Below are 15,969 nucleotides of genomic sequence, written 5' to 3'. Positions count from 1 at the left end.
AGGGGATGCCCATATGGCAAACGGTAAAGGAACACTCAGGACGTGCGAACAAGGACATTTGTATTATAAAAAAAGTGATTGCCCAACCTGTCCAACGTGCGAAGCTGAACGTAAACCGACAGAAGGATTTCTAGCTTTGCTGTCAGCTCCCGCCGGACGTGCCTTGGAGAATGAAGGCATAACAACACTACTGCAACTTGCCGAGTACACGGAGAAAGAAATCCTGAAGCTGCACGGAATCGGGCCATCTGCCATGCCTAAACTTCGAAATGCATTGGAAGAAGAGGGATTGTCTTTTAAGAAATAACCCTCTTCACCCCTTTCCTCTAATCCAAGACGGAAGTAATCTCCTCCATCGTTACCCGATACAAGAAGTTACCTTCACTGAGTAGCAGACGATGTTGGCGAAAATCCTGCCGTGCCTGCTTGAAGGGCTGATCTTCCTCATTTAACAAAACAATCTTCTGCCCCTTGTTCAATCTACTGGGTTTCTCCATTTTCTTAAGCACAAACGTACCATGTTTACCGTACCCGGCATCGAACAAGAAATGATAACCATCCGTACTGAGGCCAGAGGAACCGGAGATGTTTGGATTCATAAATGTTACGTTAGGTTCACTGGTTCCCCCTGAGATACAACCGAGTTCAAAATCGGTATAGAAGTAGAACCAGATCTGCTTCTCATTCACCACATTGAGTGCGTAACAATCTGCAATGTCAGCTGCGCTGTTTTCGTACACTTTATTACCGTGCTCATCCCAGGCCAACAGACCGTTTGATCCAATTGGATCGGCCCATCCGTAGTTACCAAATACCCCTTCATCAAAGTAACTGGTCCAGATTGTTCCCTGCTCTGTGACCTGTACACTTTGGATACCGTCTCCCAACAGAAACTCGCGAATTGTATTTCCGTCTAAATCACACACTTTGGCGTTCAAATCAAATTGTTCATTTCCGTAATTCGCACACCGTGCTCCGACGAGCAGCAGATGATCATGTAATGGTTGTACGTAATGATAATTGAACGTCTGCCCCCAGATGACAACTTCCTCAATAGTTTGATCTGTCACAATAAGCACTTTGTACGTATAGCTTTGCTTCAATTTACTTTGGACGAACATACCTCGCTCTCTCTCGGGGATCTGATTCATCAACAACACATAGACAAGGCCATCACCGCCCCACTGGGTGGAAACGATATCGAAGTCCTCGACATAATTTGAAATGTCGGCAAAAGGCAAAAGTTTTACTTTAGGATTGGGCATATCCATATCCTCCTTTGTAGTCAAATGCAGAGTCACCATCTGCATCTGTATAAGAGGATTATGACGTTCACGTACTAAACTGAACATGGCGGAAGTATAGCGAAGGTCTTCTATGGCTTTTGCAACGTATGAGTAAGATCTTTTGAAAATGCTGCTTCGTCCTTGACACTCGTAGTACAATAAGGAAGTTGTGTAAAATTCTATATGAGAGGAGGACGGAGAGATCGCTATAAGAAGAGTGTGAAAATACATACAACGCACGTGAAGTAAAGGGATAGAAGCACCCGTAGATTCGATTTGCATTATGACTATTACGAGGAAGACTCATCTCAGAAAAACAAAACTGCATAAGGAAGTGTTACGAGGTGGAACCACATATTGAAGAGCAAAAAACAGACTACCGTCCACTAGGTGTGTCGGGATTGGGTGGTTGGCTGATTCTCATCCAGATTGGATTATTTGTTACGGTAATTCTACTTGCAGTGCAATTATTTCAGCAGATAATACCCACATTCACAACTGAGACTTGGGAAATGCTAACTTCCAAACAATCAGACTATTATCACCCATTATGGGGTCCAGTACTTATTTTTGAGATGGTGTACAATACGCTGTTTTTATTATTCAGTGTATATACAATTTTTGTGTTTTATAGCAAGAAAGCAATATTACCCCGTCTGATGATCATCTTCTATGGTCTCAGTCTGATTGTAGGTATTATTGATTACCTATTATTGCTCCAGATTCCGTTAGCAAAAGAATTGGAAGATGGAAGCTCGATCAGAGAAATTGCTAAATCTGTCATCACTTGTGCCATTTGGATTCCTTATTTTATCAAATCCGAGCGAGTTCATAACACATTTGTAAGATAAATGGTAAGCAGGAAATGCCCGATCTTGGATAGAAGCTATCTGAGGTCGGGTTTATTGTATATATGCCGGGCTAGTCATACAGTGTAAAGGTACATTGTTCATTATAGAAGTGAAAAGGAGGAGAGATCTTGAAGATTTATCTGGTAAGGCATGGGATGGATGAGGAAGGGTATCGAGGCGGATGGAGCGATCGTGGACTTATGGAACAGGGTCATATTCAATCAAAGAAACTGGGAGAGCATTTGCATCGTTACGCTGAGGAGTACAACATACATACGATTATTAGCAGTGATCTTCCTCGTGCAGTGCAGACTACACGGGAAATTGAGAAACAATTAAACATGCAGGCTAGCTTAATGAAAGATTGGCGGGAGATGAATAACGGAGATTTGGCAGGCATGCTCCATAAGGATGCTGAAGAGCATTACCCAGGGATTTATTTCAACACCCTTGAGATGGATTCGCCTTTTCCAGGAGGAGAAAGTCCAGGGGATTTTTATAACCGGATAAGCATATCTTTCGAGAATCTTCTTAGAGATATAGAGGACCAAACAGTCAAGTCCAATGTTCTATTAATTACTCACGGCGGAGTGATTAACATCCTGTATTATCTGCTTGAGAAGAGGGAATGGAGCAATAAGTCCAGCTTTTATCCCATGGACAACACCAGTGTACATACCGTTGAAAAGGGAATGCATGGTTGGAAACTTAGCAGTGCAAATGTGTTAAGTCATCTACATTAGTTGTATTCATGATAGATTAAAGAGAAGATGGAGGCGATGACATGAGCGATAAACCAATTGAACTGTTGCAACGTTTAAAATCTTTATCCGGCCCATTTCCAACGTGGGATACGGGGCAGTTGCCGGAGCAGCCGGGGAAGTTATTTTTGGAGTGGTTGAGATTGGCGGTTGAGAACGAAGTGAAAGAACCTCATGCTATGACAATATCCACCGTGGATCAAGACGGTTATCCTGATGCGCGGGTGTTGATTTTGAAGAACGTAATCGACGAAACGTTTTATTTTGCCTCCAGTTCGGAGAGTCGAAAAGGCCAGCAGTTGAAGGAGAACTCTCATGTGGCCCTGACATTCTACTGGCCTTCACTTGGAAGACAGATTCGGATAAGGGGAATTGCGGAGGATCGGGGAGATGAAGCGGGCGCTGATGATTTCCGCAAACGTTCAGCTGGAGCAAGAGCAGTTGCTATGACAGGGCATCAGAGTGAGGTTTTGGATCGTGAGGAACTGCTGGATCGTTCCATCGAAGCTCAGAAAGAAAAGATAAGTCGTGACCCCGGTGTCGTTACACCTCAGTGGAGATTATATGCCGTGAATGCACAAGAGGTGGAGTTTTGGCAGGGAGATTCGGAGCGTAAGCATGTGCGAGTCCAATATGTGATGCAAGATGGGCAGTGGAAGACACTCAGATTATGGCCTTGATTGTACAACAGATGAGTTAGGCAATATGGACCGAATTGCTGAGTGTTTCTTTGTCCTACTAATCTCAGGAGGGTGAGTCAATGAAAACGATTGAAAGTTTCTTCGAACCATTTCCCGTGTTGGAAACCGAACGGACGTTACTCCGGCCTCTTACCTATGATGATCTGGATGATATGTATAGTTATTGCGTTGTACCTGCTGTATCGGAGTTCACCACCTGGGACGCGCATCAGAGCAAAGAAGACACCAAAGCTTTTTTAGATTTTGTCATGAGTCGCTATGAGACGGATCTAATAGGCCCATGGGGGATTGAAGATAAACACACCAAGAGGCTGATCGGTAGTTGTAACTATCTAGGGTGTGATAGCGATAACAGGAGAGTTGAGCTGGGATATGTGTTATCTGATCAATATTGGAATCAAGGCTACATGACTGAAGTAGTGAAACGAATCATCCGATTTGGATTTGACGAAATGGGGCTCGAGCGAATCCAGGCCAGATGTTTAGTGGAAAACACAGGTTCTGCCAAGGTCATGGAGAAAGCAGGCATGCAATTCGAAGGTGTGCTGAGGAAATACATGAAGGTGAAAAATGAGCTTCAGGATCTGAAGATGTATGCTATCGTAAAAGAAGACTTCTATACTCGTGTTAAATAAAGAACGTGTTATTTAAAAGTCGTGTGACATTTATCATGCTGACGAGCCTTGGATTCCCTATAATCCTGAATTTATCAGTGGTACACAATAAAAGCAGAAGTAAGAAACAGCTTGAATTGCTGCATCAAGAGTTCAAGGTATCGTATTGAATATTGTCTAATTCAATAATCATATGCCAAGCTTTGGCCCATTCCCGATCGTTGAGGAAATGGGTTTTATTTTTGTTTTCAGCAAGCAACGTACATAATATCATATCGTGAACTTGTTGTTATCCGCTATAATCTTCAAGTTATCCAAACGTGGATTGAATGAAGAAACCAGGAGGTACAACGAATTGACGACCAAAAACAGATATAAATCACTCGAACTGGAGACACCCGGCGTATATGAGCTGGAAGGGCTTGAAGTGGGAGTGACATCGAACTGCAATTATAAATGCGACTACTGCTGTGCCTACAATCGGGATGATGGAGCATGCATCGATAGTCAGGAAGTTATCCGTATTATTAGTGAGCTTCCTCGTCTCAAGCGAGTGCGATTGTCAGGGGGAGAAGTTACTCTGAAATACCAGGATTGCCTGGAGATTGTGACGTACTGTACGGCACATGGCATCGATACACAATTGAACAGTAATGCTAGTTTGCTGACTGAAGAACGAATCATCGCGTTGCGTGATGCAGGCTTGTCTAACATTCATATCTCGTTCAATTATACGGATGCGGAGTCGTATGCTGCGTACTACCGTGTGCATCCTCGCATGTATGCAAGGTTGGAGCAGAATATCCGTTTGTGTACGGAAGCCGGTCTGGAGACGGTGCTGGAAACGTTACTGTTTGAAGGGAACCAAGCGAACATGCAGGCCATTAGCGATAAGGTGTATGACCTGGGGGTGCGCATCCATGAGATCCAGAACAGTATTAAGATGCCGCATACGGATTGGAGTCAGATTGTATCGAGAGAGTCCCTTGTTCGATCTGTTACGGAATTAATTAAAAATAAAAAGCCAGATACAACGCTCTATTTTACCTGTATGGATCGGTTTGCTGAACAGTTGAATTTGCACGAACAACCTGGTGTGTATTTCTCTAATTGTGTGGATGGCACGAAACAGCTGCACTTGCACGGTAACGGGGATATTCTCATCTGTGAGTTATGCCATCCTGTCGTGATTGGCAACATCTATACTGGAACGTCGTTGAAGGATATCTATGCGCAGCAGCACCCGGCGTTAACGGAATTTTTGGAAAAGCGACCTTGTCCCGCATACGATGCTCTTTTTGCAGACGCATAAGAGGAAGACCTGTTGAAGATATGTGATATGTATGTTGAACGAATATGTACACGATAACAGTGACATTTAGGGTTATATAGACTGAAATCAAGGTGATCTGGTTTCCTCAATGGGAAAACGGATCACCTATTTTTATTGAACTATTCAGTTACACAATAACAGCGATTGGAAGGTTGTTCTGTCATCGTAGTGTCAGTATGAATATTCTTTAGTTCAATTGATATGGTTTCAGATTCATTTAAGCTACCCGGCCTAATATGGCTTTAAGAACTTAGATGAAGAGGTGAGCTTCACATGATGAAGATTGATGAGAAACCAACCCGGAAAGAACCACATAAAAGGCCGATCTCTCCAAGAAAGCGCAGATGGCTTATCATCACACTTGTCATCGTGCTTGCGGTAGGTGGAACCCTATACAGCCTGGCTGACCGTTACCTGATAAGGCATGTGCAGGTAGTTGTAGCAGATGAGAACACAGGAACGCCAATAACAGGCAACACCAATGATTCCAACAATACTTCGACCACCACAACTGAAGTGAATGCAACGTCAGATGATTGGAATTATTCGAGTGATGATATGAAGGTCAGTATTGAAAAGGTACAGACGGGTTCAGGCTCGGATCAGATTACGTATTATGTCGCTGATGTTCAGCTGACGGATGCAAGCAGTCTGCGAACTGCACTGGCGGATAACAGCTTTGGAACGAATATTACCGAAAATACATCAGAGATTGCTGCAGTCAACAATGCGATCTTTGCCATTAACGGTGATTACTATGGATTCCGCGACGATGGTGTCATTATCCGAAATGGAACGTTGTACCGAGACAGTCCAACGCGGGATGCACTTGCCCTGTTCAACGACGGTACGATGAAAACATATAACGAAAATGAAATTTCTTCCTCGGAACTGCTGGCCGAAGGTGCAACCAATACACTATCCTTTGGGCCCATTCTGATTCAAAATGGCGAGATCGTCAGTGATTTTAGCAGTGTGAAAATCGATAACAACTTTGGCAACCGCTCCATCCAGGATGCGAATCCAAGAACTGCGATCGGCATGATTGCTCCGAATCATTATGTCTTCGTGGTGGTGGACGGACGGCAGAACAACAGCCGTGGCATGAGCTTGGCAGAACTCGCCGATGTCATGAAAGGCCTCGGAGCAACCGAAGCCTACAATCTGGACGGCGGCGGTTCATCCACAATGTATTTTATGGGCAGAGTTGTCAATAATCCGCTGGGGCGTAACCAGGAACGTGGCGTAAGTGACATTTTATATCTGACGGAGGGACAAGGATCATGACGATATTAATTCCATCATATGAACCCGATGTACGTTTACTGAATCTCGTTTTGCAACTGCAAACATTTAAACTTGGTCCCATTGTGATTTTGGATGATGGCAGTGGCCCAGGGTACCATGGGATTTTTGAAACGGCAGAAGCCTACGGCTGTACAGTCCTGACACATCCCGTCAATCTGGGTAAGGGCAGGGCCTTGAAGACGGGCTTTCAGTATATTAAGGAGTATGGACCTCAGGGCGGTATAGTGTGCGCAGATAGTGACGGACAGCATCTGCCACATGATATTAAGCGTATCTTCGAAGTGCTACTCGCACAGCCGACACCAGGAATTGTACTCGGCAGCCGTCGCTTCAGTGGTAAAATTCCAGCACGTAGCCGGTTTGGCAATACAGTCACAAGGGCGGTCTTTTCCCTCACAACAGGTACCCAGGTATATGATACACAGACGGGTCTACGTGGTTTTCCTTACTCCATGCTGGATTGGCTGAACCAGATTCCTGGGGATCGGTTTGAATATGAGATGAACATGTTATTAACGGCACACAAGGAAGGGTATGAGATTACGGAGGAGTTTATTGATACGGTGTATCTGGATCACAATGAGTCCTCCCATTTCCGCCCGTTGGTTGATTCGTTCCGGATCTATATGCCAATCCTGATGTTCAGCACATCTTCGGTGCTATCGGCACTGATTGATTTTGGATTACTGTTCGTCATCCAGTATTTGACGCATAATCTGTTTCTATCGGTTGTCGCAGCAAGGCTGTGCAGCTCCATCTTCAACTATACGATTAATCGGAAGTACGTATTTCCCGCTGGACGAACCTCTAAGGTTCGGCAGTCATTGCCCAAATATTTCTCACTTGTCCTACTGGTGCTGTTATTAAACTACGGTTTATTGTATTTTTATAATGAAAAATTAATTATCCCGCTGCTCGCAGCCAAGCTGCTGACCGAGGTATCCATCTTCCTGTTTAGCTATTGGGCACAGCGTAGATTTGTCTATTAACTCTGAAGAGAGAGTAAGCCTATGGCTTGCTCTTTTTGGGTTGAAACGGTTTCATATGTACCCCGAAATAGGTTACGATGGAGTGGGAAATAAGGAGCCTTATTTTATGTGAAATGGATGTGGGCTGATGTTGAATCGTGTGCGCAAGGACTCGCGTTATTACCTTCAGGAGCATCAGGATCGGAAAAACCGCATTTTGCATTACTTCGCGTTTTTGTCGGCGTTTGTGGCATGGATTTTTTTGTTTATTGATATCAAAGTCACGCTCCTACTCGCTGTCATCCATTACGCTTTATCCTGGATGGGGCACTTCTATTATGAAGGCAATAAACCCGCAGCTTTTCGTTATCCTCATAATTGTAAATATTCTTTAGTTGGACTTATATAAAATAAATATGGGAGGATGATTATGTATCTTCGAAGTGTGGAACTCCTGTCGGCCAAGATCGAGAATCGAGACCAATACCCTTTTGACATCCCCGCGATCCGGTCCTTGGAACGGTTGGAACTCAGGAATAACGTTACTTTTTTTGTAGGTGAAAATGGTTCTGGGAAATCTACGCTGCTCGAAGGCATCGCTCATCAATGTGGATTCAATACCGCAGGGGGCGGCAGGAATAATGCCTATGAGACATATGCATCGGAATCCTCGCTCGGGAATTATCTCAGACTGGCATGGTTGCCCAAAATAACGAATGGCTTTTTCATGCGCTCTGAATCTTTCTATCAGTTTGCATCACATGTGGATGCGATGCCGGAGTCGCTTCAATATTATGGCGGGCGTTCATTACATGAACAATCACATGGGGAGTCTTTTCTCAGTCTGTTCGTCAACCGCTTCAGTTCCAAAGGCATCTATCTGCTCGACGAGCCCGAAGCCGCTTTATCTCCAGCTAGGCAGCTCTCCTTATTGCGTATCCTTCATGATCTGTCGAGCACTTCGCAATTTATTATTGCGACGCATTCACCCATTTTGCTAGGATATCCGGGGGCAGAGATTTTAAGTTTTGACGATAGCCAGATTCAAGAGGTAGCCTATGAGGATACCGATCACTATCAGATTACCCGCAGCTTTCTGGAGAACCGCGACCGGATGCTGAATGAATTATTTAAAGATTAAGTTCTCAGTTTAACAAGGGAAGTTACTCAACCATGGGCGTGAAATTTATTTATGAGGAGAGATTGGATGAAAGTAGGTTTGCTTATTGTTGATATGCAGGAGAGTATTGTGCGGAAAAAGATGGATCAGACTTCGATAGACCATGCCTGCGAGTACATTAACCATGTGGCTAATGTGCTGCGCTCGAATGATCATACGGTCGTTCACGTGCAGGATGTGGAGGGCATGGAGGAGGCACCGTCAGATGAGTATCGCATCATTCCCGAGGTGGATGTGAATGAGAAGGATCTCACCGTTACCAAGGAAGCCTCCAATGCCTTCTGGCAAACTGACTTGGAGCAGGTGTTGAAGAGTCATGGAGTTGAATTGGTGATCATCGCCGGTTTTGCCGCAGAGGAATGTGTTCTATTCACCTACAACGGAGCGATGGAGCGAGGTTTCCGTCCGGTGATGTTGCAAAATGGAATTCTTAGCACCCATCCCGAAGCGGTGGCTTCAATGTACAGAGATCGCAATGTGATCTCATATCCTGTGGTTGATTATCTATATAAGTTCAACTAAAGAGGTTTACACTGAGCACTCCAATGACAGAACAACCTTCCGATCGCTGTTATCCCCAGATTTTTTTGATTCCCTTTTTAAAGGGGGAAATCCGGTGCTAGCGTATGCTTCCGATGCAGCTTTCTTTCAGAAAGCTTTCAGGCGAACGCTCCGCTTCTTCAGGTTATTTCTGTCCTCTCCGTTTTTATGTAAAAAGTTTAGTTGAACCTATATAATTCGATAATTATTAGCTAAGTGCTAATGGATATTTGGTGAAAAATAAAGACAAGACCAATAATCGGACTCTTTAGGGAGTCTTTTTTTGTCCAAATGTTCATGTCCACTGTGAAAGTAAGGTTACTCCATGGTTTAAACCAAACTTTGCCTATATCTGCTGTGGTTGAAAGAATATATTGAGAACAGGGCACAGCAAACTCGTTGTGGACATCGGTAATGTCATGTATGGACCACTAACCAACTCATTAACTAAGGGAGATATGCAATGAAGATGAATGTACAAATTACGAGTATTTTGGCAGAACAAAAGGAATTGTTCCTCAACCTGTACAACTTGTACTTATATGATCTGTCCGAATTTTCTGGCGAGGATCTACTTGAAGAGGGGAAATATGATCCAACGAACACCTATCTATATCTGGAACGCGATGAATTACATCCGTTTTTGATTCAGTATGAAGGGAAGGTTATTGGATTCGTACTGGTGTGCTCACCTCCATATGTGCCGGAAGAAGTGGATTATACCGTGCAGGAGCTGTTCTTGGTCAAAAAATATCGCGGACAGGGGCTGGCAGCCCAAGCGGCTGACTTGGTTTTTGCTCAATTTGAGGGTACATTTAAAGTGGAACAGCTTGCTAATAATGCGGCAGCAGTTTCGTTCTGGAAAAAGTATTATGAGCAACATCAGATTGAATATACTGAGTCTGCATATAATATTGAAATTGACAATATCGCTGGCAGTCACCGGATTTTGTCTCAGACTTTTGTGCGTGAAAGAGAGAAATAATATTTAAATTAGAAGGTGATTAGTTTGTTCATTATCGTAGCAACCAAGGGGAGTTTGAAGTGGATTTCAGGTGTATTTCAGGCAGAAGATGTAGCTAGACAGTACATGGATCTCATACCTGATGAGCTTAAGGCATACCATGAATTCATTCAGATAGAAAACCTCACATATCCATTTTATATTATAGAGCGTCAGGATTCTCCATTTAGGTATCTTGGTAAAGATGAAGTGATTTCACTTTTTGATAAAACAGATGTGTCAGAGGATGAAGATGAGGTGCACTTCAATATTTACACGATTGATTCAGATTATAGATCGAACAAACCTGGAACAGATTATATGGGAGCATTGAGGCATGATCATGTGACCAATGAATCTATAGAGATGTACCGAGAAGAAGGAACAGCGTTTCTGAGTAGACGAAGGATTTTATGAATGTGAGAATTGAGGAAACTAGTGATTCAGCATTTTAGTTTACTACCTAATTTAATAAACGAGGATACCTATGGATACGACAACGAGGTGTCCTTTTTTTTGTTATATTTCAGTTCTGATGTGATAGGGAGGAGTAGAAAAAATGTATACTGTATGCACCGAAAGTTGGGCTCTAAACTCTTTAACAGACTGGGTTTTGTAGCCATATTTCATGGTCAGTATTTTATGTATACTATTGCTGATCTTTGTGATAAGTTGAGCGAGTAAGATCCAGTAATCATACTATGAGTGAGAGGACTAATATCATGAATTGTGCTAAAAAGCTTGTGACCACTCTATTGATTACAGTTATGTTGTTTTCATCGTTTAATGTAGTATTGGGTGCCGCCGAATCTTCGGCATCAGACATCGAGGGAAACTGGGCAGAAAGCCAAATTACGAAATGGATCGACAAAGGTTTTATTCATGGTTATGAAGATGGCAGCTTTAAACCGAACAATACCATAACAAGAGCAGAGTTTTTCTCATTGGTTAATCGTTCATATGGATTTACTGAAACAGCATCTGTATCCTTCAAGGATGTTACTTCATCTAACTGGGCATATGCTGAGGTTTCCAAAGCTGTAAAAGCTGGATACATAAAGGGTTATAGGGACGGTACAATCGGTGCCAATAAACCCATTACTAGACAAGAAGTTGCAGTTATTATCAATGATCTTCTGGATCTATCGAATGAAGCTAGTACTGGAAATCACTTTACGGATTCCAATATGATAGCCTTATGGGCTAAAAATTCGGTAGATGCTATAGTGGCTAAAGGGATTTTACAGGGCTACGATAATAACTTCAATCCGAATAAACCGATCACTCGTGCTGAAGCAGTCGTTGCGCTGGATCGTTCAGTGAATGCAAGAGCAACGGATTACAGCTTAGCTGGAACATATGGCCCTGAGGCGGGGACGCAGACCATTGATGGGGATGTGCTCATTAGCACGGCTGGGGTTACATTGAAGAATATGATCATCAAAGGAAACCTATTATTTAGTGAAGGTATCCAAGAAGGAGATGTACACCTTACGAATGTTACGATTAAAGGTGTGACACGGGTAGAGGGTGGGGGCGTTAGTACCATCTATTTAAAAAATACCGTAACATCTACCCTTATTGTTGATAAGAAAAAAGGACCCGTTCTCATTATTGTAGAAGGTTCAACGACAGTTGGAGAAGTAACCATTCACTCCCCTGCTACGCTACAAGAAACGGATATTACGGGGAATGGCTTCGGCAAGATTACATTATCCGAGCGGTTACCTGCGGGTTCAAAAGTAGGTTTGAAAGGAACATTTGATTCCTTAATCATTAAAGGCAGTGGGGTTCAGGTGGATATTCCTGAAGGCCGTATTAAGGACGTTATCGTAGCAGTTACAGCAACGGGGACGACTCTTAACTTAGGCACGGATGCAACGATTGTAAACCTTTTCTTAGATGCAGTCGCTAAAATTCTAGGCACGGGTACTATTGAAAAGGTGACGCTGAGTTCCGTTGCTAAAGGTGGTACGACTTTTGAAACTACAATTCGACTGTTGGATAAAGTCATAAATACAGTGACTCCAGCTACTCCAACTGCTCCTGTGACTTCACCTTCCACTGGAGGAACGGATACAATCGCTCCTACTCTGTCCAATGTAACGAGTGGTCATATTGCAGGTGGAGATCCTGTGGTGGGTAGAAGCAATGAAAATGGGTATCTGTATTTGGTTCCTTCCGCAACACCAAAAACAATCACGAGTCTAAACCAATCTGTTGCAGGGTTGTTTGGCAAGAAGCAGTCGGTGACAGCAAACGTAGATACGACAATGAGTACAGCGGGTTTAGTGTCAGGCACGTATGTCTTATATGCCGTTGATCTCGCGAACAATATATCGATGGCTTCGGCAGAGATCGTTATTGGTACAAATCAGTTAACCGTTTCGGCTCCAGTACTCTCAACCGAGAAAATGTACGATGGAACGTCTTCGGCTACAGTAATAGCAGATTCACTAACCGGGGTTGCTGCTGGAGACCATGTAACCGTAAGTGCAGCAGCCACCTACAATGATGCAATAATAGGCACAGGTAAAACAATCACTGTAGTTTATACGTTGAGCGGACCAGAGGCGTCCAAGTATATTACGCCTGCAAACTATACAATCCAGACAGGAGTTATTACAGCCGCACAGTTGACGATCGGGGAGCCATTGTTGACTGTTATTGAGAATACAGATGGAGATTCATCGGTAGTCGTATCTGCAGGTTCCTTAGTTGGGGTTGTTCCAGGTGAGGATGTGACGGTGAGTGCTGAGGCGGTATATGATACAACTTCCCCGCCTAAAGCGGCGCTTGTATCTGTGGTTTACAGATTAGCTGGTATGGATAGTGGCAAATATATTGCTCCGGTTAATAATACGAACTACACTGCTTATGTACAATCTAGTGCAGATACGGGGACGATCATAGACCTAATCACCACTTTCAAAGTGTATGATGGAACCTTTGCAACAACTGCAATAGCAGGTTCTAGAGTAGGATCTTGTGGAGAAAATAAACAAGGTATTTGTCCTGGGGATGACGTAACGGTAAGTGCTTCAGGAGTCTATGATAATGAAAATGTAGGAACAAATAAAAAGATAACCGTATCGTATATTTTATCTGGTAATGATGGAACAAACTATACTGCACCAGATGAAATTGCAGTGAATGGTGTAATAACTAGAAAGCAATTGATGATCTCGTCTCCGACATTAATACTCTCCAAAGTGTATGACGGAACTCTTATTGCAAATGTAACACCAGGTGCATTATCTAACATTATCCCTGGGGATGACGTACAGGTAATCGCCGTAGCCACTTACAACAATGCAGCTGTAGGAACCAATAAAGTAATAACGATTAATTACACTCTTACAGGAAATGATGCAGGAAATTATGTTGCCCCAGCAATGCAGATAGTTGGTACAGGGGAGATTACTGCTACACCGTGATGTTTATGTTTGAAGACCATTTTCATTAGTGACTTTTCTGATGAAAGTGTAGAAGCAAATAGAGTCTCCACTGTCGAATAAGACTGTGGAGGCTTTTTGATTTTTAGATTCAAAACAACTTCGCATTTACCAATACATGGGTTATGATGAATTAAGAGGATTGAATGAAAGTGAGCGTGTAAAGGGGACAAATGTAGGCATGCCAAAGCATCATTTTGTTATTGAAAACAAATCGCAAGTAGACGGGAATATTCATACCTCCTACTCATGGGATTCACAAGGGAGAATACATGGAAGTGGATTAACCACAAAGAATCATGCGACCTTGGAAGACGAATTCATTGCGTACATCTATGATTCCCTTTGCTGGTTGGATACATGGAATCCATCTACGTGTATGAGATGTAGTGGACTGAACAACTATGGAATAACCGTGATTAAAGAGCAGGATGTTTTGTTGAAGTTTCATCAACTGCTTCAGGCCTGGATTGATCTATTCAGCCATGCGGCGGATCCGATTGTTCTGACAGGGAGTTACTGTTTTGATGGAGAAGAACGGAAGGGCTACTACGAGAAACTCGTGTACAACAAAGTTGAATTAATCAACGAATTACATAAGCTTGCGAACATGGCAAAGTATGCTGAGATAAATGGGAAAAGCATTGTGCATTTTGGGATATGAAATTTAACTCTTTTAAGACCAATTGACTAAAGAAAGGAGTTTTTACATTGCCTTGGCCGATGGTACATTTTGCAATTGCATCCGAATTGATATCCGAGCCATCCCCTGAATTGTTATTGGGAAGCCTTGCTCCTGATTCGATCCATGTAAGAACTAATCTTCGTACAGAAAAGGCAAGAACCCACCTCATGCCAGAGGCAGGAAGATTCGCAACAGACGAAGAACTTAAAGGATTTTTTGAATCCAACAAGAAGTTAGCTTATAGTGATCCCAAATTCCTGCAATATCTGTGCGGTTACATCGCCCATATCTATACGGATCGCGCGTGGACATTCGATATCTATCCTGCATATGAAGTCCATCCCAACGGAAGAAGTGTGTATACACAGGATGTCACAAAGCTGGAGTTTATGATTTTACGGAATTGGAATAGGGCCAACGATTGGTTAAATGAGCTGAATGTGGGAAGAGCATTTGATTTAGGCGGATTGCTGGAATCTGAGGTGTACCAGTATAGAGAAGAGAAACTTGAGTTTTTAGTTAACCCTGACAACGAACCTTTGGGTGATTTAAATATGTTATCCATGGAAGCTATGGAAGAGTTCATACATAAAACGGCGTTAGCGCTAAAAGAATTGTATACAAGTTGGAATGTGTATGAAGATTTACGCAGCAATGAAGGCACTGCACAAATGCGTTTGTGAGTTGCATCCCAAGATTAATGAGATTATTTTAGCTGTAAATGAAGGGAATATTGCGGCACAGCGGTTATATCTGAAAATGGGTTTCCAATTATTCTGCTTCACAGAATTGCATAAAGGAGGATGACTATGGACATCGTTATGACGCTTGAACCGCACGGATGGCTGGATATCCTGGTTCAACCTGATCAGGGAGAACAGATTGAGATTCCGGTTTCTTTTTTGTCGGATGCGGTGGATGAGATAACACGTCAATTCGTTGCATTGCACAAAGGAGCCACGGAGGTAACCATGACCATGCAGACCGAACCTGGAGAATATCGCTTCTGGATCAAGAAACGTTCGCAGGTAATCGTTCAATTCATGATGTATGAGATGAGTGATAACTTTAGCACGGAAGCCGTTACAGAGGGGCGATTGCTTATGTCTGAGGAGTTATCCTTGGTCAAGTTGACTAAGCTATTTTACAGAGAATTAAGCAAATTGAAGGAAATGGGACTGGAGGAATATCACAAACGGTGGAGTTTTGAGTTTCCCTTGAATGCCTATGAGCGGATAGGCAGGGTCGTCCAGATCCGATGAAATCGAATGTTTTGAGAGAAGG

At 43.0% G+C, this 15,969-nt stretch carries 19 protein-coding genes; 18 read left to right on the top strand and 1 reads right to left on the bottom strand.

Translation table 11 applies throughout. The features are described 5' to 3' along the window. The first annotated feature begins 13 nt into the window (after nt 1-13). On the top strand, nt 14-307 hold the full coding sequence (locus MKY28_RS17975; protein WP_338708123.1) for an RNA polymerase alpha subunit C-terminal domain-containing protein: 294 nt from the start codon (nt 14-16) through the stop codon (nt 305-307). Nucleotides 308-326: 19 nt separating this feature from the next. Here the strand turns inward: MKY28_RS17975 and MKY28_RS17970 are convergent, their stop codons facing one another. Continuing rightward, nucleotides 327-1,265, bottom strand: coding sequence for a hypothetical protein (locus tag MKY28_RS17970; RefSeq protein ID WP_338708124.1), 939 nt, complete (start codon nt 1,263-1,265; stop codon nt 327-329). A 365-nt stretch (nt 1,266-1,630) separates the two neighbouring features. Between MKY28_RS17970 and MKY28_RS17965 the strand changes: the two genes are divergently transcribed. The 17 genes from MKY28_RS17965 (at nt 1,631) to MKY28_RS17885 (ending at nt 15,947) form a co-directional block, all read left to right on the top strand. Next, on the top strand, nt 1,631-2,137 hold the full coding sequence (locus MKY28_RS17965) for a DUF2569 domain-containing protein (RefSeq protein ID WP_036610454.1): 507 nt from the start codon (nt 1,631-1,633) through the stop codon (nt 2,135-2,137). A 128-nt stretch (nt 2,138-2,265) separates the two neighbouring features. Beyond that, entirely contained in the window at nt 2,266-2,880 is a 615-nt protein-coding gene (locus MKY28_RS17960) for a histidine phosphatase family protein (protein WP_036669442.1), read from the top strand. 41 nt (nt 2,881-2,921) lie between these two features. Continuing rightward, nucleotides 2,922-3,578: a pyridoxine/pyridoxamine 5'-phosphate oxidase gene (locus MKY28_RS17955; protein WP_339198173.1), complete on the top strand. Its 657-nt coding sequence runs from the start codon at nt 2,922-2,924 to the stop codon at nt 3,576-3,578. 80 nt (nt 3,579-3,658) lie between these two features. Continuing rightward, nucleotides 3,659-4,234 carry a GNAT family N-acetyltransferase gene (locus tag MKY28_RS17950; protein WP_340936526.1) on the top strand — a complete coding sequence of 192 codons (576 nt, stop codon included), beginning with the start codon at nt 3,659-3,661 and terminating at the stop codon, nt 4,232-4,234. Nucleotides 4,235-4,568: 334 nt separating this feature from the next. Further along, nucleotides 4,569-5,525, top strand: coding sequence for a radical SAM protein (locus MKY28_RS17945; RefSeq protein WP_339198180.1), 957 nt, complete (start codon nt 4,569-4,571; stop codon nt 5,523-5,525). Between the two features lie 294 nt (nt 5,526-5,819). Then, complete coding sequence (locus MKY28_RS17940) at nt 5,820-6,833, top strand: phosphodiester glycosidase family protein (RefSeq protein ID WP_339198183.1); 1,014 nt, start codon at nt 5,820-5,822, stop codon at nt 6,831-6,833. Beyond that, nucleotides 6,830-7,843 (top strand): bifunctional glycosyltransferase family 2/GtrA family protein, encoded by a 1,014-nt coding sequence (locus MKY28_RS17935; RefSeq protein WP_340936524.1) that lies wholly within the window; start codon nt 6,830-6,832, stop codon nt 7,841-7,843. Before MKY28_RS17940 ends, MKY28_RS17935 begins: the two co-directional genes overlap by 4 nt. A 108-nt stretch (nt 7,844-7,951) precedes the next feature. Next, the gene (locus MKY28_RS17930) at nt 7,952-8,095 is read left to right on the top strand and encodes a hypothetical protein (RefSeq protein WP_253509539.1); all 144 of its coding nucleotides are present in this window, start codon (nt 7,952-7,954) and stop codon (nt 8,093-8,095) included. Then, nucleotides 8,040-8,231: an Mpo1-like protein gene (locus MKY28_RS17925; RefSeq protein ID WP_340937965.1), complete on the top strand. Its 192-nt coding sequence runs from the start codon at nt 8,040-8,042 to the stop codon at nt 8,229-8,231. Before MKY28_RS17930 ends, MKY28_RS17925 begins: the two co-directional genes overlap by 56 nt. A gap of 21 nt (nt 8,232-8,252) precedes the next feature. Further along, nucleotides 8,253-8,963, top strand: coding sequence for an AAA family ATPase (locus tag MKY28_RS17920; RefSeq protein WP_339198192.1), 711 nt, complete (start codon nt 8,253-8,255; stop codon nt 8,961-8,963). Between the two features lie 66 nt (nt 8,964-9,029). After that, entirely contained in the window at nt 9,030-9,524 is a 495-nt protein-coding gene (locus MKY28_RS17915) for a cysteine hydrolase family protein (protein ID WP_339198195.1), read from the top strand. Nucleotides 9,525-10,005: 481 nt separating this feature from the next. Next, entirely contained in the window at nt 10,006-10,527 is a 522-nt protein-coding gene (locus MKY28_RS17910) for a GNAT family N-acetyltransferase (protein ID WP_339198198.1), read from the top strand. A gap of 24 nt (nt 10,528-10,551) precedes the next feature. Further along, on the top strand, nt 10,552-10,962 hold the full coding sequence (locus MKY28_RS17905) for a hypothetical protein (protein WP_339198201.1): 411 nt from the start codon (nt 10,552-10,554) through the stop codon (nt 10,960-10,962). Between the two features lie 305 nt (nt 10,963-11,267). After that, nucleotides 11,268-13,982 (top strand): YDG domain-containing protein, encoded by a 2,715-nt coding sequence (locus MKY28_RS17900; RefSeq protein WP_339198204.1) that lies wholly within the window; start codon nt 11,268-11,270, stop codon nt 13,980-13,982. A gap of 199 nt (nt 13,983-14,181) precedes the next feature. Then, the gene (locus MKY28_RS17895; RefSeq protein WP_076318226.1) at nt 14,182-14,664 is read left to right on the top strand and encodes a hypothetical protein; all 483 of its coding nucleotides are present in this window, start codon (nt 14,182-14,184) and stop codon (nt 14,662-14,664) included. A 59-nt stretch (nt 14,665-14,723) separates the two neighbouring features. After that, the gene (locus MKY28_RS17890) at nt 14,724-15,368 is read left to right on the top strand and encodes a hypothetical protein (RefSeq protein ID WP_338708132.1); all 645 of its coding nucleotides are present in this window, start codon (nt 14,724-14,726) and stop codon (nt 15,366-15,368) included. A 126-nt stretch (nt 15,369-15,494) separates the two neighbouring features. Further along, entirely contained in the window at nt 15,495-15,947 is a 453-nt protein-coding gene (locus MKY28_RS17885) for a hypothetical protein (protein ID WP_076327141.1), read from the top strand. The last annotated feature ends 22 nt before the right edge of the window (nt 15,948-15,969 follow it).

Origin of the sequence: Paenibacillus sp. FSL R5-0473 (assembly GCF_038004565.1) — a bacterium.
Lineage (GTDB): Bacteria > Bacillota > Bacilli > Paenibacillales > Paenibacillaceae > Paenibacillus > Paenibacillus amylolyticus.
The sequence above is the reverse complement of the archived record's forward strand: the minus strand, read 5'-3'. Positions and strand labels throughout refer to the sequence as shown.